Below are 19243 nucleotides of genomic sequence, written 5' to 3'. Positions count from 1 at the left end.
CCGCAACCTCACCCCTAAGAAGACGTAAATATAGTATCTGATTGGGGGGAGGATAATAATGTGGAGTTAAAACCTTGGTTCACCCGGTGGACAAGGACGACTCGGGCCCAGCTGTTAATTGCACTCCTCGTTATTATTGGAATAAGTGTTTGGACAGCGCCTTATTTTTCGGAAGCGGTGTTTTACTTGCATGGGGACAAATTCAGACCGATCCATCAGGAGCCGCAGGCGGTAACGTATCGATCCTATGACGGTCAAGAGGTCGTGGTCATGAACGGTAACGATCCGGGCCAAAAGCGGGTAAGTATCGATCGGCAGGAATATAAGGTCCACGTTCTGGAAGCCCAGTGGGTTCCACGCTATGAGGTGATCTATCCGTCAGGGGAGCGGTTCCAGGTGGAAGCGCACGACGAGATCTTGTTGTGGCTGGACGATCAGGGCGAGTTGGTCCCTGAAATCTCATGGAACATCAATGGTGTCCCCCAGCCCATCGACGAACACGTTGGCTTGTATAGTCCTAGTATGATCGTCCGAGCGGCCTTTCCCGAATACCACAGCAAACAGGGGAGCTTGCTGCTCTACTACGGCTCCTATGTGCTCATGTTTTTCGGATGGAGCTTATTCCGCTTTGAGAAGCTGCAAAACGTCTTATTTCATCTCTCCTTACACGGGTTATGGGTGCGCGAGGCGGAACCAAGCGATTTCTATTATGTCTCCTGTAAAATCAGCGGTATCGCGATTATTGGTTTAGGAATCTATGTTTTCATCCAATCGTTCTTCATCTAAAAAAACAAGGCCAACCTCATTCGGTTGGCCCTTCGTTTTGCTGTTATTTAACTTCCGTTGCACCTGTTACTTTGCCGTCGATTTTCGCGCTGGCTTGCACGTCGGCATTGGCGAAGTAAAGGTTGCCGTCAATCGTAGCGTTTTCGTACAGGTTGAAGCCGTTCGCTTCTACATATACGTCACCTTTCACGGTACCGCCTTGAATTCTCAGGTTTTCACTTTGTACGATCAATTTCGGAACCGTTAAGGTGTAAGAAGCAGTAACATTATGGTCTTCATCCTGCGCATACAACGCGATCTTGCGGTAGATGTCCTTCGACGCATCGTTTTTATCGTGGAATTCGCCGGCAACAACAACATCTTGATCCACCGTCAAGTCGTTTAGAATCGCGATGATCCAAGTCCCTTTCTCACTCACTGCATTCACGAACGCATCCGCTTGATTTACGATCGAAGCCGATGTGGTGGCGTCCGTTTGCTCCGCAGGTTTATTGGCGTTTGCCGCCGAGTTCCCGTCATTCGAACCGCAACCTGCCAGCAGTGCTGCAGCAAGCCCGGCTACAACCAATCCTTTGACCATTTTCATGTTGTTTCCCTCCTGTTTTTCTCTTCAGTTTGAATTATAAAAAAAAGCGGCTTTTGTTAATGTGATTTTTTTCACTTATATGTGCGAAATTTCACATTGTTGGTCACAGCTTGTTCATCTTTGACGCTCCCTCCTCAAAACCTCGTAAGTTCGACTTGACCGCTGCCGCCCGGTACTGTTCCTCGACGAACCTACAACCGGACTTGATACGCGGAACCGCCGTGTGCTGTGGGATGGCGTCACGGAATTGGCTCGGGCGGATGCGCGGGTTACCACCACAAATCCAAGGGTATCAGCCCTGAACGCGTAATTTAAACCTCGGCCTCCATCCGTCCGAGAGCGGCTAGCGAGAACTCATCCTGCGTATGGAAACTCAATCGTCCGATGCCGGCTACAGTCAAGTCGACGTAATTTTCATGTTCCTCATCCCCTTATTAAGGTTGGGCGAAGAACATCCCTTCTGCCGCTTTAAGCCAAGCTCTTCAAGTATTCGCGGACTTGCCCCGGCGTCTTGGCGAATTTGCTGTGCAGGTGGGCGATTTTCTCCCCGTTTTTATAGACGAGCAGGCTGGGAATCCCTCGCACCTCATTGGCTTCAGCCAGCGGCTGGAATTCCTCTGCATCCATCGCGTAGAACTCTTTGTCCGGATGCTCCTGGATGATATCCCCGATAAACCGGTCGAGGTTCTTGCAATCCGGGCACCAGGTCGTATCAAATTTGATCACCGTATACTGATCTCTTTGAATTAATTGTTCGAATTGCGATTCCGATTGGACACGTTCCATCCGGATCCACTCCTTTAATTGTAGTTTTGATAGTTTAATTTTGAAAATTTGCTCTACATTGATTATAGCGCATCCGTGCAAAGACGCCAGCGTCTTCATCAAGGTTTCATCTTCGCGGATCCATGGTACAATCTTTGGTAAAAATAACGTGAAAGGACGGGGCTGCATCATGCTCCTCGCAATCCTCTTGTTTGTTGTCGCCGGACTCGCCGAAATCGGCGGTGGCTATTTAGTTTGGCTGTGGTTGCGCGAATCCAAACCGCTATGGTACGGAATCGCTGGCAGCCTGATTCTGATCGTATATGGCATCATCCCAACACTGCAGAAGTTTCCAAACTTTGGCCGCGTTTATGCAGCGTATGGCGGCGTATTTATTGCGCTCGCTGTGTTATGGGGCTGGTGGGTGGACAAGAAAACCCCCGATCTCTACGATTGGCTTGGCGCCGCCATTTGTCTGATCGGCGTCTCCATTATTCTCTGGGCACCACGACATTAGAAAGGACATCCAGGTTATGAACTTATCTTCCATTTCGGCAGCCATCGCGCCGCTTGATTTAAGAAGCTGTTTAATCCACACCCAAGGCAGGCTGGTGCTTGAACATTACCGGAACGAACAAATTGTGGACGAGCTCGCCAAAATTAACTCCTGTACGAAGAGCTTTCTCTCCGCCCTGTTCTGCATCGCCTGGGACCGCGGTCTCCTGCCGCCTCCCGACACTCCGATTCGCTGCTTCTATCCGCAGCTGGAGGAAGATCCGGATGAGCGAAAACGTGAGATTACGTTGCGTCATCTGTTAACCATGACGGGCGGGTGGAATTGGACGGAGTTTGGCGGGCATAACTCTTTTCCGCGGATGACCCGTTCGCCTAATTGGGTTCAGTTTGCGCTGGATCAGCCGATGGCTGACCGCCCCGGTGACCGGATGGAGTACAACTCCGGCGCGTCGCAGCTGCTGTCGGCGATCCTGGTCCAAGCCTCCGGTATGCCAGTCGCCCAATTCGCCGAGGAGCATCTGTTCGGCCCGCTGGGCATCGAGACGTACCGATGGGAGCAGGATCCGCAGGGCATCCACACCGGCGGATTTGGCATGTGGCTTCGTCCAACGGACATGTTGAAATTTGGTTTGCTCTACTTGCAGGGCGGTGAATGGGAAGGCCAGCGGGTGATCCAGGCGGAACGTTTGGCGGAATCCGTAAAGCCTGCGATTGATGTCGAAGCTCCTTGGCGCGGCTGTTATGCTTGGCATTGGTGGACGGACGTCTATGGAGAGGACGGGCAGTCGAAATTTGATTTTTTCTATGCTCGCGGATATGGGGGGCAGTTCATTTATGTCATTCCACTCTTGGAGACGGTTGTTGTGCTGACTAACGATAAACGGAAGCGGGACCGACCTCCAACAGAACTGTTCCGTTTATGGATTGCACCTTATTTATAAGGAAAAAAGCGGTAATCCCGCAGTCATCTCAGATGACAGTGGGACAGCCCATTCCAGCGAATTGGAATGGGCTACTTTTAGGCGCGGGTTAAAACTCCACCCGCTTGCTCCAGTGCTTCCTCGGTAATCTGCTTAATATCAATGGGCGAGCTTGTCCCTTCGAGCACCATGTCCGTCAAAATTTCACGGAGGAAATAATCGACGCAATGGAGCCGAATATTTTTGATTTTGATCAACGCATCGCGGTACATCTTGACGAACTCTTTCTCCGTATTGCCCCGCTGCAGCTCGGCAAATGCTTCATAGACCTGATCCAGCTTGTCGGCAACTTCCAGGATCAGCCCTTCAACAGAACCGTCTTTTCCTTCGCGGAGCTGGTTGCGAAAGATCGGCTTAAACTCCACAGGAATATGTTCGTCGATGAAATTGTGCACCATGCCTTCTTCAACTTGCTGAATCAAGTTCCTGAGCTCGGCCGAGGCATGTTTGACCGGTGTTTTGATATCCCCGATAAAAATCTCACCATAATCATGGCTGCTCGTGATTTCGTACAGTTTTTTCCAATCTATAGCAACGCCGTGCTGTTCTTCAATATCAGCTAAAGTCTTGGCGTACTGCACAACCTTCCAGGAATGCGCCGCCACGCTATGTTCTTCGAACTTGAACCTTCCGGGACAGCGATAAATGCGTTCCAATTCGTTTAAGGAGCGAAAATAAGCATGGATTCCCATCGGATCAGCCATCCTTCTGTTTAGGTTTTACCTCTAGTATAGATGGCGATTGTTATCGGCATGTCAAATCCTGCGTTTCCCTTAGCGATCCTTGGGCTCGTTCATCCCCGTCTTTAATCCCCGCTTTCACGAATCAATGGCGCAAATTTCCCTTTGACTTGGGCCGCTAGCTGATGAGGCGTCAGTTCCATCTGCAACCCAATCCGTCCCGCCGATACAAGAATCGTTTCCAATCCTTCGGCCCGGCTGTCGATAAAGGTGGGGAACAGCTTCTTCATCCCAATCGGAGAGCAGCCGCCGCGGACATAGCCGGTATGTTGCTGCAAATCCTTCAGCGGCAGCATCTCAATCTTTTTGACCCCGGCGGCTTTGGCCGCCTTCTTCAGGTCCAGCTCCTCAGCAACCGGAATAATAAACACAAATAACGATGAACCTTGATGCGCCACCAGCGTTTTGTAGACTTGTTCGGCGGGTTTGCCGATCTTCTCCGCCACCGCTGTTCCATGAATTTGCCCGTCCTCGGCATCGTAAGCAAAGATTTGGTATGGCGTTTTGGACTTGTCCAGCATGCGCATGGCATTGGTTTTGACTTCGGCCATGGGTCTCCACTCCTCTAATCTTCCAGGGTTCTGTATAGAAATTATCGTAGCATTTTTGCAGGAAACAGGACAGGCCGGGGACGGTTTAATTTGTTTTTTCCGACCAGTAAGCTTTAAGCCGTTGCCGGCGGCTTCGTTTCGGTAGGGAAGGGATCGTCTGCATTCCGCAAGGCATCCGCTTTCCCTCGGTTTAGATTCAGTTTCATCACGACGGCGATTCCTAAGCCAAAAAACAGCAGCAACGACAAGATCCCCATGCGCGAATTGCCGGTAATTTGTCCAATGAGCCCAAAAGCAAACGGTCCAAAGATGGAAGAAAACTTACTTGTAATATTGACGAAACCAAAAAATTCGCCCGTCCGGTTCGGCGGCATCAGCTCACTTAGAATCGAGCGGGAAATCGATTGGCTGCCTCCCTGCACGAGACCCACCATCACGGCGAGAATATAAAAATGCAACGCGCTGCTCATGCCAAAGCCCAAGAGAACGATAACGACGTAGGTCCACAGCGTAGCGATCAACACGCGTTTGGGGCCGAGACGCGTTGCCGCTTTTCCAAGCAGGATGGTACTGGGAAATCCCACAAATTGCGTGATCAACAGGGCCAAAATCAAATCGCTCGTGCCAATCCCCAAGGTCGTGCCATAGATCGTCGCCATCAGGATAATCGTATTGATCCCATCATTGTAAAACCAGAAGGCCGCGATCATCCGAGACAGCTGCGGATAACGGCGAATATCCTTAAACGTACCGCCAAGCCGCTTGGAGGCGGCCCGCAGGTATCCTCCAGCGGTAAGGCCGGATGCTTGTTTCGGGAGGTTGGGTACGTTTCGCATCAACGGCAGCGAGAAGACAAGCCACCAAAACCCCACGGTCAAGAAAGAAAGCTGGGTGCCCGCAAGCTCATCCTTCATCCCAAACCATTGCGGCTGTTGGATCATCAGCAGGTTTACCGCCAGCAATATCCCGCCGCCGATATATCCGGCTGCATATCCTTTTGCCGAAACGTCATCCCGGTATGGCGAGGGTACCAAGTCAGGCAGCAACGCATCATAAGGTGAGGCTCCCGGAGAAGCCGACGGTGGTCACCACAAGTAAAGCTGAAGCAAGCAGCCAATCCCCCGGTCCGACGAGCGCGAACCCAAGCGTCCCTGCGATGCCAAGCAGCGCAAACCAGGTCAGGAACGTCGTTTTGCGGCCCGATAAATCCGCGATGGATCCCAGCAAGGGAGAGATAATTGCCACCAGCGCCATGCCGATAGAATGCGTATAGGCCAAATAGGAAGCCGCAGTTGTTTCACTTAACCCTTGCGCAGCCACCCCGGCGTAAAAGATGGGCAGCACGGCAGCCAACACCGTCGTCGCATAAGCGGAATTGGCCCAATCATACAGAATCCAAGCACGGATTGCCGATTTATTCATTTGGGGCTTCCCCTTTCACTAACAAATGGTTAGATTATAATCAAATAACGTTAACTGCGTGTATCGTAATGGTTTGCGCTGAATTAAATCGTTATCGTAAAATAGACCCTTGAAACTTTCAACTTCAGTTTGGAATAGAACGGAGAATGGATATGGCTGATACGTTAAAATCGATTTATAGTGAGGAATTTCTGCGTGAATTCGGCAGCAAAGTGAAGGAGTCCTACGCTTCCTTCGATATGGAACGATTCGTGGCTGACGTGATGGACGAAACTTGGGACAACCTGGAGCTCAAGGCGCGGATGCGGCAGATCTCGTTAAAGCTGGGCGCTTTGCTGCCCGCAAGGTTTTCGGAAGCGCTTGACATCTTGTATGCCATTGATGAAACCTGCGTGGGGTTCCCCTACCTGTTCTTTCCCGATTTCGTTGAGGTGTATGGTAAGGCCGAATCGGACTGGGAGCTTGCAATGCAGGCGCTGGAGCGTTTTACATCGAAATCGTCCGCAGAGTTTGCCGTCCGTTCGTTTATTGAACGGGATCCCGAGCGGATGATGCGGCAGATGCTGGCATGGGCGAAGCATGACAATGAGCATGTACGCCGCTTGGCCAGCGAAGGCTGCAGGCCGCGCCTGCCGTGGGGACAAGCTTTGCCGATGTTCAAACGCGATCCGGCGCCGGTCCTGCCGATCCTGGAGCAACTGAAGGCCGATCCGAGCTTGTATGTCCGCAAGAGTGTGGCCAACAACCTGAACGACATCGCCAAGGACCACCCGGACTTGGTCCTGGAGATCGCCCGGCGCTGGAAAGGATCCCACCCGCACACCGACTGGATCATTCGCCATGGCTGCCGGACGCTGATCCGCCGCGGCGGTCCCGAGGTGCTGGAGCTGTTTGGTTACGCCACTGGCGAGGACAGCAAGCCTCTGGCAACCGATGCGTCGCTCGTCATCGAGCCAAACGCGCTGCGCATCGGCGATAGCAGCGAGCTCCGTTACGAGCTGACGATCCGTTCAGGTCAACCGGCCAAGGTGCGCATTGAATACGGCATCGATTTCGTCAAAGCCGGAGGTCGCACGTCGAGGAAGCTATTTTTGCTCTCGGACAGAACAGTTGCCGGCGGTTCACGCCTCAGCGGCTCCCGGCGGCATAGCTGGGCCGACTTGTCCACCCGCCGCCATTACCCCGGCGAGCACCGCATCGTGCTGCTGGTCAACGGCGTGGAAACGGCGGCAACCCATCTAATGCTGCAAGCTGGTGACGAAGCATAAGAAGTAATCTGGTTGAGCTTGTAATACTTATACGTCTTGAAATCTAAAGAAAGACCTGATCGTAATGATTCAGGTCTTTTCTGTGCTTGTATCTATTCAATGGATTCCGGGGCACCAGGCTTGTCCGAAGCTCCCATTAGCGCATGTCCTACCTTGGTCAAATGGGTCCGCATAAGGTCGGCCGCCGCACGCGGATTCTGTTCTCGGATCGCCTCCAGCATTTGGCGGTGCTCCTGGAACAGGCGGTGCGCCGATTCCTGCTCGCTGAACAGCCACAAGCTCCGGCTGTCGCGGATGGTACGCATCATCATGGCCGAGATACTTTCCATCATTTGACGGAGCAACGGGTTTTGCGTCGCCTTGGCAATTGCCAAATGAAAATTGACGTCATGCACCTGGCTAATTTCCTCGTTCCCGATCGCTTCCTCCATCAGACCAACGATCTCTGAGAGCTCAGCCAAATCAGCTTCACTCCGATGGAGTGCCGCCAGCTCGATGCTCCCGACCTCCAGAATGCTGCGCACCTCCAGCAGCTGCTGCAAGTCCTCGCGGTTCTTGATTTGCTGGGCCGCCATCGATTCCAACGCCTGCGCCCGGACGTAGGTTCCGCCTCCCTGCCTCGTCTCCAGCAGGCCCCGGGCTTTCAAATGGCTGATCGCTTCGCGGACTGTGGAACGGCCAACGCGATAGCGTTTGGCCATATTTTCGATCGTCTCCAGCTTCTCGCCCGGCTTCACCTTCCCGGTTTCAATGATCCGCTCCAGTTCCTCGGTGATGATTTCGTAATTTTTTTTGCCTAAATCCATGACTTCTCCCTCTTCCGACCGCAGCCTTCCTAAAAACAAACATCATTCTTAAATTACAGTCTATACAATTTACCAGCGATATGGTAGATTTATTTCAAATTTAAAATTCATCTGATGACCTGACTAATTATAAGTTTATACCAGAAAGCGGGAGGAATGAGAATTGATTAGTCCCGAAGTGAAAGCGCAGCTTCAAGCCCTCGTCGGCGACAAATGGGTGTTGGACCGTCCTGCCGAGCTGTATGCCTATTCCTACGATGCCACGCCGATGTACCAAGCCTTGCCTGACGCGGTCGTGTTTCCCGCCTCGGCTCAAGAGGTTTCCGGCATTTTGCAGTTGGCCGATACGCACCAGATTCCGATTATCACCCGGGGATCCGGCACCAATCTGGCTGGCAGCACCATTCCAACCCAAAGCGGGATCGTGCTCAACATGAACCGGATGAACCAAATCCACGAAATTGATACGGAAAATTTGACGGCGACGGTTGGCCCCGGAGTTGTAACCGCCAACCTGCATCAAGCCGTAGAAGCAATGGGCCTGTTCTATCCGCCAGACCCCGGGAGCATGCGGATTTCCACGATTGGCGGAAATATCGCCCAAGGGGCCGGCGGGATGCGCGGACTCAAGTATGGTGTAACGAAGGATTATGTCATGGGACTTGAATACGTGCTGCCTTCGGGCGAGATCCTGCGCTGCGGCGGGAAGAACGTCAAGGACGTCGCCGGCTATGATATGACACGGTTACTCGTTGGTTCCGAAGGAACGCTTGCCGTCATCACGGAGGTTACGCTCAAGCTGCTCCCCTTGCCGGAAACAAAGCGAACGCTGGTCGCTTATTACCGGAATCTGGTGGATGCGGCCAAAACCGTCGAAGCCATCATCGCCTCTAAAATTATCCCGGCCACCGTGGAGTTCATGGATCAAGGAACGATGAAGGTCGTGGACGATTTCGCGGGCCTCGGTCTCCCCTTGGAAATGAAGTCGATGCTGCTGATTGAACAAGACGGCCCGGCCGAGGTCGTTGACCGCGATATCGAGCGAATCGCTAGGATCGCCAAAGAACATGGCGCTGCCGGAGTAGAGGTGGCAAGCTCCCCGGAGGAAGGCGCGAAGCTGCTGGCCGCGCGGCGTGCGGCGTTGTCCGCCCTCTCTCGGCTCAAGCCAACCACGATTTTGGAGGACGCCACCGTTCCTCGCTCCCGTCTGGCGGAAATGGTGGAGGAAGTCGAACGGATCGCCGAGAAGTATGGATTGCAAATCTGTACGTTTGGTCATGCCGGCGACGGAAACCTTCATCCGACCTGTATGACGGACGAACGGAACCGGGAGGAAATCGAACGCGTTGAGAAGGCGTTTGAGGAGATTTTTCACGCGGCGATTCGCTTGGGAGGGACGATTACCGGCGAGCATGGCGTTGGCTTGGCCAAGAAGGACTTCTTGCACCTGAAGACCGGCGAAGCCAGCCTGGAACTGATGCAGCGCATCAAAGCCGCCTTTGATCCGAATGGAATCCTGAATCCCGGCAAAATATTTACCGTTTCTAATCGGCGAAGATTGGTGGTGCAGCGATGAGCGGAGAAAAACATATGGTACGCAAGGAGTTCACCTCCCCTGTCTGCGGCGGAACTGCGACCCTCCCTTTGCCCCATTCGGACGGTAACCGCCTACAACCGTTTGATCTCGATGAAATTATGAACTGCATGCACTGCGGGTTCTGTCTGCCTACCTGCCCGACCTATCAGCAAACGGGTCTGGAAACGTACAGTCCCCGCGGACGGATCGCTTTAATGAAGGGCGTGGCTACTGGTCAGCTCCCTGTAAATGAGGAATTCGAGCAGCATATGAACGCCTGCTTGGGCTGTCGGGCTTGTGAAACGGCCTGTCCGGCCGGCGTGCCTTACGGAAGTTTGCTGGAAACGGCTCGCCAGGTCGTACAGGAAACGAAACAAGAGACAGTGAAGCCCTCAGCTTTGCGCAGCTTGATTTTCCAACGAATTTTCCCGTATCCGAAACGCGTTCGTCGTCTGGGGAATATCCTGTGGGGCGTTCAAGCGCTGGGTCTGCAAGCCTTTGCCAATCGGACCGGCCTGATCCGGGTACTGCCTAAGGCGCTGCGCGAAATGCAAAAGGCGGTCGAAACGGTTGCTTCCCCGCGCGAGCGCCGCAAGCGGGAACAACGAATGAAAGCTGAAGGGGAAACCAAGCTGACAGTCGGATTGTTCACCGGCTGCGTGATGGACGTGATGTTCTTCGAGACAAATCAGGCAACGGCGCGGCTGTTAACGAAAGCCGGCTGCGACGTCGTGTTTGTCGAAGCGCAAAACTGCTGCGGGGCCATGCACGCCCATTCCGGCGAGATGGCCGGCGCCAAGGAGTTAGCCAAACGGAATATCGAGGCGTTTGAGCAGGCCGGCGTTGACTTCATCGTCAACAATGCCGGAGGCTGCGGGGCGGCGTTAAAGGAATACAGGCACTGGTTCAAAGGCGATCCGGTTTGGGAGGAACGGGCCAAGCGGTTTGCTGCCCGCAACCGCGACGCGAACGAGCTGCTGGCCGAGCTCCCTCCTCTCCAGTTCAGCAAGCCGCTGAATTGCAAAGTCACGTATCAAGATTCGTGCCATCTCGCCCACGGTCAAGGTGTGCGCAACCAGCCCCGTGAGCTGCTGCGCCGCATCCCGGGACTGGAGCTCGTTGAAATGCGCCAGCCGGATAGCTGCTGCGGCTCGGCTGGTACGTATAACCTTACTCAAATTGAGATGTCGATGCAGATCTTGGACGACAAGATGGAACAAGTCCAGGATACGAAAGCCCACCTTATCGTCACCTCCAACCCGGGCTGTCTGCTGCAAATGAAGCAAGGAATTCACCGAGCCGGCTTGAATGGGCAGATGGAAGCCGTGCATATTATGGATCTATTAGACCGGGCCCTGTAGGTTCTGCTGATCAGACCACAAATAAAAGGCGTTCCCTTGATGTAACCTTAAGGGAAACGCCTTTTGTGCGCCCGGGCGGCTTAGCCCCGCCCGGGTGCAAGCGCGCGCAGCGCCAGCATGACCGCGCCGTAGGCTGCGTCATGCTTGGGCAGCGTGCAGGTGAGCCTAGGGAAGCGCTCGTTCAGCGCTTCCCTGACGCCCGCCTGCACGTGCGCGCTGCGGAGCAGCACGCTCCCGGCCAGCGCCAGCTCGCCCTCCTCCAGGGCGAGCCGGCTGGCCACGGGAGCGGCCATCTCCGCCAAAGCGATCGCGCTGCGCCGCGCGATCGCCAGCGCCGTGCTGTCGCCAAGCTCGCAGGCTGGCGACAGCAGCGGGGCCAGTGCGGCAATGTCCTTCTTGTTCGTGTCCTTGCTGTACACGAATCCGATAAGCTGCCGCACCGAATCGATCTCCAGCTGCGCATAGACCAGCTCCGTGATCGCCGTGGGGCCGCTTCGTCCGTCCGCCGCCCGGACGACCGCGCTCAGCAGCTCGCGGCCAATGGAATAGCCGCTGCCTTCGTCATCGATCAGGTGGCCGCATCCCCCAGTTCGATGCGTTTCCCCGCGAGCGTTCCGCCCGAAGCAGATCGACCCGGTGCCGGCGATCAGGATCAGGCCGTGCGAGCGGTCTAATGCGCCGCACAAGGCGGTTTCGTGATCGCCAACCAGGTCGAGCCCGCCGCGGTAACCGCCGGATCGGATCAGCGACGTCAGCCGCTCCGCCGCGACAGGGTTGCTAATCCCCGCCGCACCGAGGCACATCTGCACGCAATGTTCTAGCCCTCCGCAAACCTCCGCTACGATCCGCAGCAGATGATCTAGCGTTTGTTCCACCGATCCGGCATCCTGACCGTTGAGATTAAGCGGACCGACGGCGAACGAGCGAACAACATTCCCCGTCTCATCCGCCACCGTCGCTTTCGTTTTGGTACCGCCGCCGTCGATGCCAACGACATATCTCACCCTAATATCGCCTCCCTTGTCTGCTGCTAATCAATCCGATGAACAACGTCTAAACCTCCGATTTAGCCGCCGATCCCCCTCAGGCATAGAGATGATATTGCTGCTTCATCTCGGCAAACGCCTTGCTTTCTTCCCGAAATTGCTCCAGCATCTCCGGAAGCGGCAAGGTCCCTTCGCGAAGGAGCTTGTCACCGCTCAGCATATCGATGAACGACAAGCGGTTCTCCTTCATCGGCGGCAGGAAAGCAAACGCCTCATAGTTTCGACGAATCGTATCCAGTAGGATATATCCGGTCTCGACCGCTTGCAGCGCCCGAGGATCGGTCACATATAACTGGACGCCGCCGCAGAGCTCATCCTCGTGTTTGGACGTCGTTGGCTTAAAATACACCGGTCGGAACAACACGCCCGGCAAACGCTTCGCATTCATTTCCACCGCCAGTTTCTCCGGTTCAATATAAGGCGCGCCAATCATTTCAAACGGGAAGGTCGTGCCGCGCCCTTCCGATAGATTTGTCCCTTCAAACAAGCAGGTGCCCCCATACAATAAGGCGGTCTCGAACCGAGGTATATTCAGCGACGGGTGTACCCAGATCCGGCCGGTTTCCGGATAGAGCATGCTCCGGTTCCACCCCCGGCATGGGATCACATGCAGTTCGGCGTTCCAGCCCATTTGCTCGTTGACCATGCGGGCCACTTCCCCGGCAGTTAAGCCGTACCGCACGCAAAGCGGGTAGTTGCCGACAAAAGACTCAAACCCCGGCTTGAGCACATTGCCTTCCACCGTGACGCCATCCAGCGGATTTACCCGATCCAGCACAATAAAAGATTTGCCCGCTGCAGCACAATCCTCCAGCGCGTAAAGCAAGGTATAAATGTAAGTATAGTACCGTATGCCCACATCCTGAATATCATAGACGACCGCATCAACTTCCTCTAGCATCTCTGGTGTCAGCCGCTTGGAATCCTTCCGGTAAAGGCTATGTACCGGCACCCCCGTGATCGGATCGATATAGCTGTCTACCAGAGCACCGGCTGCCTGATCGCCGCGAACGCCATGCTCGGGCGAGAACAATGCCGTCAAATGAAACTCGTCATGCAGCACCTGAATCGTAGACACAAAGTCCGAGGTGAGGCCGGTCGGCGCTGTGATCAACCCAAGCCGATGGCCTTGCAGCAGCTTGGCATATTCCGAAAGCCGATCAATCCCGTTTTCAACCATGATGATGCCATCCTCTCTCATGAATTGACGTTGGCCAACTGTCATTCCCGCTCCGGAGGCGAATAACTGATCTTCCCCATCACCACAGGATGAGCCGCCCCGGTTACCCGCGGGAGATTGTTTGGCACCCCGTCCAGCGTGCAGCCGGCTAATAACGCAAACGCCACCGCCTCTTTGGCGTCGCTGTGAAACCCCAGATCCTCTTGAGTCATCACGGCAACCCCCATCGCATTCATCTCGTCCTGCAGCTTGCTCATCAGCACGGGATTATAGCTCCCGCCTCCCCCAACGATCAACACATCGGCCGCATGCTGGGCCCGGACAAACCGGCGATACCCTTCGCCGATCGTCCACGCCGTAAGCCGGGTGACGGTAGCCACCAAATCCTCTGCCGAAAGGCCATACCGGGCCTGATCCTCCAGCAGGCGATCCATGTAGGAAGCACTAAAAAGCTCTCGACCGGTTGACTTCGGAATCGGCTGCTGGTAATAGGGCTCGCGCTTTAATTCTTCAAGCAATCCAGCATGCACTTGGCCGCGCCGGGCCAGACTTCCGCCGACATCCATCGTTGCCGCTCCTTTCGTAAGCCGCGTCACCACCCCGTCGATCAACACGTTCCCGGGCCCCGTATCAAACGCATACACCTCATCGGGCCGGCAGTTTTGGGGAAGAACGGTCATATTGCCGATCCCCCCGATATTTTGCAGCAGCAGCGTCCGCTTCTCCTCCCGGTACAGCAAATATTCCGTATACGGCACAAGCGGAGCCCCTTGACCTCCCACCGCCATATCAGCGACGCGAAAATCGGAGACGCAAGGGATTCCCGTCCGGGCCGCGATCACAGCCCCTTCCCCGATTTGTACGGTATACCGTAAATCAAGGCCGTCCTCGCTACCCGCGTCCGGCGCATGATAAATGGTTTGGCCGTGGGAGCCGATCCAGGCGATATCGCCGGGGGTTAATCCCGCTTTCCGAATCACGGCCAGCGCTGCTTGGGCGAACAGCTCGCCTAGCCAAACGTTCAGACGGCCCACCCGGTCGATCGTCGCTTGCCGGGGATCAAACATCGCAAAGATCTCTGCTCGGACCTGATCCGGATAAGACGTGTTCTCATACGCCACCAGCTGGACTTCCGGTTTTTCGCTCCCATCAAGCTCACCGCGAATGGCCACCACGGCGGCATCGATGCCGTCGACCGAAGTTCCCGACATTAAACCAACCGCATAGCGGTAAGCCGCAGAGGTTCCGTTTGGACGTTCCATCTCCTCACCTCCATGTTCAACCCTTCACCGCTCCAACGGTGACGCCTTCCAGGAAATATTTTTGCAAGCTAAAGAACAAAACGAACATGGGCAAGGCCGAGATCGTTGCCCCCGCCATCATGGGAGCAAAATACGTGGTGTTCGCGAATCGGAAGTTTTTGAGCCCCACCTGAATCGTTTGCATGTCCATCGTGTTTGTCACAAGAAATGGCCAGAAGAACGTGTTCCAGCTATCCATAAAGGTTAAAATGGCCATGACCGCCATCACAGTTTTGGAGAGGGGGAGAACGATCTTGGTGAACATTTGAAGCTGGTTGCAACCTTCCACCTTCGCGCATTCCAAAATTTCCGTCGGAATGGAGGTCATGAACTGCTTGGCTAGGAAGATGTTGAATACCGTGACCAGTCCCGGCATAATCAACGCACTATACGTATTTTCAATTTGAAACACGTTAACGATCAAAATGTAAAGCGGCACTTGAGTCACTTGATACGGAATCATCATCGCGCAGAGCATAATCGAAAACAGCACCGATCTGCCGCGGAAACGGATTTTGGAGAAGGCGTAACCAGCCAAGGTCGCAAAGAGGACATTAGACACCATTACGCTGGTTGCCACAATCAGCGAATTTAACAGCCAGCGGTAGGAATACTCGCTATAGTCGAAGAAAAACTTGTAGGAATCCAGCGATATTTTGCCCGGCCACAACGAATAGCTTAAGGCCCCCGCTTCCACGGGATCGCCGAAGGAGGAAATAATCATGAAGTAGATCGGAAACAGCGTCGCCAGCGCAAAAAGCAGAAGAACGATCATGAGCCCTGCGTTGCGGATTCGCCTAACGTATGGATGGCCGGTATGGGTGCTGTATAGTGCCATGGTTCATCCTCCCTCCCGCGCTAATATTCGATGTCGCTGCCCATAAATTTGAACTGGAGCAGCGAAATGCCGGCAATAATCACCGTCAGAATCAAGGATTGTGCCGCCGCCTCTCCGAATTCAAAATACTTGAAGGCATTGTTGAAGATCAGCAACCCCACCATCGTTGTCGCGTTGTCTGGACCGCCTCCGGTCATCAGATAGGCGTTCTGGAACACCTGGAAGGAGCCGATCACGCCGGTGACCAACAGGAACAGCGTTGTTGGCTTAAGGCACGGGATCACGATGTGCCAGAGCTTCTGGAGGAACGAAGCCCCATCTAGCTCCGCCGCTTCGTAGTAACTATTATCGATGCCAAGCAGCGCCGCCAAATAGATGATAATGCTCGTGCCGTGACTGGACAGCCATGCCATCAACACCAGCGAGAACATCGCCGTCGAGCTGGTGCCCAGCCAGTTCTGGTTCGTGATGCCAAACAGGCCCAGCAGCTGGTTTAAGATCCCGCTCGTCATCGGATCAAAGATCCATAGCCAGACGACCGACAAGGCCACACCGGAAGCCACCGCCGGCAAATAATAGATCGCTTTAAATGTCGTTTGCATTCCTTTACGCAGCGGATGGATCATAATCGCGATGACAAAAGACAGGAACAAAGATACCGGAACCGTCAGAAGCGTATAAACGATCGTGTTCTTGATCGATTTCCAAAATAAGGTATCGGAGAAGGTGTTCACATAATTCTCCCACCCGACAAACTGGGAACCCAGCGGTTTGTATTCCTGAAAACTAATGATCAAAGCACTGACAACGGGATAGGCCGTAAATACTGCATAGACGACCAGCGCCACGGCGATAAAAGCATAAGCCCAGCTAGTGTCTCCCTTGATCCGCAGCATTTTCTTCTTTGTTGGGCCTGCCGTCCGCATTTTTGCCAACTGGGCCATCGTGTCCAAACTCCTTTTCGCTAGTGTAAAAAAAACGGTTCGGATAGCCGCGGTCCATCACGCACGGCTATCCGATCCTTCATTTGCTAGTCGATCACAACGCCGTCTTCCCCAAACATCTTAATCGCTTCTTTTTTGACGGCTTCATACATTTCCTCCGGCGTAATCTCGTCAGCTAACAAAGCTTGCAGCTTCGGAATGATCACTTCATCCTCCAGCTTGATCGCCTGTGCACCAAGCTCTACCGGGATGTCCGGACGTGCCGGGTTGGCATGCGATAACAGGGTTTCGACCGCGGCCACGTTATCCGGGTTACGGTTCACCGTCAGGTCCTTCGCTGCTTCTCTGCCGCTCTTCGTAATGTGAGCCGCAAACAAGTCATTGTTCGTCAACGCTGCTACTTTGCCGCTGGCCAGGAAGTAAGCCGCCTTCACGACGTTAGCCTTATGCTCGGCCGTGGGCTCCTTCTTGCCGCGGAAGGTGACATAACCGTCCACGACCGTGCTGGAGATCGGTTCTTGGCCCAGGAATGTTGGTACAGGAAGCACGATGTATTCAACCGGAATGCTGCCAGCTACCGCACTGCCGTCATTCGCCTTCAGCTTCTCGTTGTTTTGGTTCGCCGAGTTCTCGAAGGTGGCCAGCCCTTTCCCGGTAATCATCGTTTGACCGGTCAGGAACATGTTCCAGCGTTTGCCGGCATCGACGGAGCTCAGCTCCTTCGGCATCGAGCCGTCATCGATCATCTGCCGGACCGCCTTCAGCACTTCCAAGTAATTTTTGCTGGTGTAAGCAAATTTCAGGTCCTTGGTGAACGCGGCTGGCATTCCGGCATTTTTGATAAGGATGTTCAGATAATCCTTGGCCGTCACCCCGGCTGTTGCGAACACGAAGCCGTACCGTTTGATCGTATCGCCTTCCTTCACGACGCCTTTTTTGATCGCTTCGCGGAACTCTTCGTACGTCCAACCGTTTTGCTGCACGCTTTTCCAATCGATTCCCGCTTCTTCAAGGAACTGCTTATTGCCGCCAAGGGCGTGAACCTCCATGTAGGCCGGGAACCCGTACAATCCATCCGCTTTCTTCATGTATTCGAGCGGCGTCGGATCAAAATCCGCGACCATTTCCGGGGTCACTGTATCGGTGATGTCCATCAACATCCCTTGCTGCACGTATTTGGAGATCCCATCCGATCCGATAAAGGCAATGTCTGGGGGACTGCCGGCGTTAACCTGCGTATCCAGCTTCTGCGTCATGTCCTCCCAGCTGGCCGGTTCAATCTTTAAGGTTAAATTGGGATAAAGGGCGTTGAAGTCCTTCTCGATTTCCTCAAAACGACTTTGGAAGTTGCCAGAAACCGGCGGGAGTAACGCGGTGATCGTGTCTTTGGCCTCGGCAGGCGCTTCAGCGGCGCCATTCGTGTTGTTGGGAGCGGCGGAATTGCCGCCGTTCGCGGCTTTGTTCCCCGACCCGCATGCCGTCAATAAGCTGATCGACATGGTTAATGCCAATACGGATGCCAATACATGCATTTTTCTCATAGCAAAAAATCCTCCCCCTGGATTATCGTGCTAAACCACTTTGTTTTGTGTGCGAATAGCCAGCTTGAGATTTCCGTCACACTCGCTTAATACGCGCTCGGCCTCCTTGGCCTCCATCCCCGTCTTAATCATCAGGATCGCAAGCTTGCAGTTCAGCGATGCCTCTTCCAGCACTTTCGCAGCGGTTGCGCTGTCGACGCCGGTGGCGATTTTGAGGATGCGGATGGAACGGTCATACAACTTCTTGTTGCTAGCCTTCAAGTCCACCATCAGGTTATTGTACGTTTTCCCCAGCTTCACCATCGTGCAGGTCGTGAGCATGTTAAGCACCAGCTTCTGCGCCGTTCCCGCCTTCAGACGGGTTGAACCCATAATCGCTTCCGGCCCTACGACAGGTGAGATACAAATATCGCAGACGGCCTCCAGCTTGGATGCCTTGTTGTTGACGATGCCAATGGTCGTCGCCCCCAGCTCGGCAGCTTTCTTCAGGCTGGCGATGACGAAGCTGGCGCTGCCGCTGGCAGAAATACCGATCACAGCATCCTTGTTCGTCACCCCAAGCCGTTCGATTAATGCGATCCCCTCCTCTTCGTTATCCTCATAACCTTCGACAGCTGCTCTTAAAGCGATGTCTCCACCAGCGATATGCCCTTGCACCAGCTCAGGATCAACGCCGAAGGTTGGTGGACATTCCGAAGCATCCAGCACCCCCAATCTACCAGAAGTTCCTGCCCCGATATAAAACATTCTCCCCCCCTGCATCAGCAGTTGGTGCAGAAGATCCACCGCCTTGGTGATCTGCGGAATTTCCGCAGCAACGGAGGCGGGCACCGTGGCATCCTCCCGATTCAGCAGACGCAGCATTTCTTCGGTCGAGCATTCATCAATCCTTAGCGTGTTCTGGTTGATAGCCTCCGTCGTCAGACCTGCATAATATTCTTCCATGGCGTCTTCATTCTCCTCACTGATGATCTGGTTTGATCCACCCTTTACTTGAGTCTTAGTTTACGGTGGTAAACTTTACCCCGTCAATAGT

Annotated in this window: 20 protein-coding genes; 6 read left to right on the top strand and 14 right to left on the bottom strand. The window is 54.2% G+C overall.

Annotated features, from left to right (window positions below; all coding sequences use genetic code 11):
- Positions 1 to 60: 60 nt before the first annotated feature.
- Entirely contained in the window at positions 61 to 786 is a 726-nt protein-coding gene (locus tag M3G15_RS09915; RefSeq protein ID WP_009225994.1) for a DUF6199 family natural product biosynthesis protein, read from the top strand.
- A 43-nt stretch (positions 787 to 829) separates the two neighbouring features.
- Here the strand turns inward: M3G15_RS09915 and M3G15_RS09910 are convergent, their stop codons facing one another.
- Together M3G15_RS09910 and M3G15_RS09905 are read right to left on the bottom strand one after the other, a co-directional pair.
- Positions 830 to 1372, bottom strand: coding sequence for a polymer-forming cytoskeletal protein (locus M3G15_RS09910; protein WP_009225993.1), 543 nt, complete (start codon positions 1370 to 1372; stop codon positions 830 to 832).
- Positions 1373 to 1840: 468 nt separating this feature from the next.
- Complete coding sequence (locus M3G15_RS09905; RefSeq protein WP_260070780.1) at positions 1841 to 2158, bottom strand: thioredoxin family protein; 318 nt, start codon at positions 2156 to 2158, stop codon at positions 1841 to 1843.
- Between the two features lie 169 nt (positions 2159 to 2327).
- On the opposite strand from M3G15_RS09905, the gene M3G15_RS09900 reads away from it, so the two are divergent.
- A complete protein-coding gene (locus M3G15_RS09900) occupies positions 2328 to 2654 on the top strand; it encodes a YnfA family protein (protein WP_036645906.1) in 327 nt (108 codons plus the stop codon).
- A 16-nt stretch (positions 2655 to 2670) separates the two neighbouring features.
- A complete protein-coding gene (locus tag M3G15_RS09895) occupies positions 2671 to 3594 on the top strand; it encodes a serine hydrolase domain-containing protein (protein WP_260070779.1) in 924 nt (307 codons plus the stop codon).
- A gap of 77 nt (positions 3595 to 3671) precedes the next feature.
- Here M3G15_RS09895 and M3G15_RS09890 read toward each other — a convergent pair whose 3' ends face one another.
- The 4 genes from M3G15_RS09890 to M3G15_RS21505 form a co-directional block, all read right to left on the bottom strand.
- Entirely contained in the window at positions 3672 to 4325 is a 654-nt protein-coding gene (locus tag M3G15_RS09890) for a YfbR-like 5'-deoxynucleotidase (RefSeq protein WP_009225989.1), read from the bottom strand.
- A gap of 113 nt (positions 4326 to 4438) precedes the next feature.
- A complete protein-coding gene (gene ybaK / locus M3G15_RS09885; protein ID WP_009225988.1) occupies positions 4439 to 4924 on the bottom strand; it encodes a Cys-tRNA(Pro) deacylase in 486 nt (161 codons plus the stop codon).
- A gap of 113 nt (positions 4925 to 5037) precedes the next feature.
- Entirely contained in the window at positions 5038 to 5958 is a 921-nt protein-coding gene (locus tag M3G15_RS09880; protein ID WP_311202269.1) for an MFS transporter, read from the bottom strand.
- A 16-nt stretch (positions 5959 to 5974) separates the two neighbouring features.
- Positions 5975 to 6346 (bottom strand): MFS transporter, encoded by a 372-nt coding sequence (locus tag M3G15_RS21505; RefSeq protein WP_311202268.1) that lies wholly within the window; start codon positions 6344 to 6346, stop codon positions 5975 to 5977.
- Positions 6347 to 6498: 152 nt separating this feature from the next.
- Between M3G15_RS21505 and M3G15_RS09875 the strand changes: the two genes are divergently transcribed.
- Positions 6499 to 7614, top strand: a complete 1116-nt coding sequence (locus tag M3G15_RS09875; protein WP_260070778.1) for a DNA alkylation repair protein — start codon at positions 6499 to 6501, stop codon at positions 7612 to 7614.
- Positions 7615 to 7706: 92 nt separating this feature from the next.
- Here the strand turns inward: M3G15_RS09875 and M3G15_RS09870 are convergent, their stop codons facing one another.
- Positions 7707 to 8420, bottom strand: coding sequence for a FadR/GntR family transcriptional regulator (locus M3G15_RS09870; protein WP_260070777.1), 714 nt, complete (start codon positions 8418 to 8420; stop codon positions 7707 to 7709).
- Positions 8421 to 8583: 163 nt separating this feature from the next.
- Here M3G15_RS09870 and M3G15_RS09865 point away from each other — a divergent pair, with 163 nt between their 5' ends.
- Together M3G15_RS09865 and M3G15_RS09860 are read left to right on the top strand one after the other, a co-directional pair.
- Positions 8584 to 9996: an FAD-binding oxidoreductase gene (locus M3G15_RS09865; RefSeq protein WP_009225984.1), complete on the top strand. Its 1413-nt coding sequence runs from the start codon at positions 8584 to 8586 to the stop codon at positions 9994 to 9996.
- A complete protein-coding gene (locus tag M3G15_RS09860; protein WP_260070776.1) occupies positions 9993 to 11357 on the top strand; it encodes a (Fe-S)-binding protein in 1365 nt (454 codons plus the stop codon). Before M3G15_RS09865 ends, M3G15_RS09860 begins: the two co-directional genes overlap by 4 nt.
- A gap of 80 nt (positions 11358 to 11437) precedes the next feature.
- Here M3G15_RS09860 and M3G15_RS09855 read toward each other — a convergent pair whose 3' ends face one another.
- From M3G15_RS09855 to murQ, 7 genes are all read right to left on the bottom strand, one after another.
- A complete protein-coding gene (locus M3G15_RS09855) occupies positions 11438 to 12361 on the bottom strand; it encodes a BadF/BadG/BcrA/BcrD ATPase family protein (protein ID WP_260070775.1) in 924 nt (307 codons plus the stop codon).
- 79 nt (positions 12362 to 12440) lie between these two features.
- The gene (locus M3G15_RS09850) at positions 12441 to 13583 is read right to left on the bottom strand and encodes an exo-beta-N-acetylmuramidase NamZ family protein (RefSeq protein ID WP_260070774.1); all 1143 of its coding nucleotides are present in this window, start codon (positions 13581 to 13583) and stop codon (positions 12441 to 12443) included.
- Between the two features lie 41 nt (positions 13584 to 13624).
- Complete coding sequence (locus M3G15_RS09845) at positions 13625 to 14845, bottom strand: anhydro-N-acetylmuramic acid kinase (RefSeq protein ID WP_260070773.1); 1221 nt, start codon at positions 14843 to 14845, stop codon at positions 13625 to 13627.
- Between the two features lie 16 nt (positions 14846 to 14861).
- Positions 14862 to 15722 carry a carbohydrate ABC transporter permease gene (locus M3G15_RS09840; RefSeq protein ID WP_260070772.1) on the bottom strand — a complete coding sequence of 287 codons (861 nt, stop codon included), beginning with the start codon at positions 15720 to 15722 and terminating at the stop codon, positions 14862 to 14864.
- 20 nt (positions 15723 to 15742) lie between these two features.
- Positions 15743 to 16666, bottom strand: a complete 924-nt coding sequence (locus M3G15_RS09835; RefSeq protein WP_260070771.1) for a carbohydrate ABC transporter permease — start codon at positions 16664 to 16666, stop codon at positions 15743 to 15745.
- A gap of 86 nt (positions 16667 to 16752) precedes the next feature.
- Complete coding sequence (locus M3G15_RS09830) at positions 16753 to 18207, bottom strand: ABC transporter substrate-binding protein (RefSeq protein WP_260070770.1); 1455 nt, start codon at positions 18205 to 18207, stop codon at positions 16753 to 16755.
- Positions 18208 to 18237: 30 nt separating this feature from the next.
- On the bottom strand, positions 18238 to 19152 hold the full coding sequence (gene murQ, locus M3G15_RS09825) for an N-acetylmuramic acid 6-phosphate etherase (RefSeq protein ID WP_260070769.1): 915 nt from the start codon (positions 19150 to 19152) through the stop codon (positions 18238 to 18240).
- Positions 19153 to 19243 lie beyond the last annotated feature (91 nt).

Origin of the sequence: Paenibacillus sp. p3-SID1389, from assembly GCF_025151705.1 — a bacterium.
In the GTDB taxonomy this organism is placed as follows: Bacteria; Bacillota; Bacilli; order Paenibacillales; family Paenibacillaceae; genus Fontibacillus; species Fontibacillus phoenicis.
This window is presented reverse-complemented; position numbering and strand designations above follow the sequence as displayed.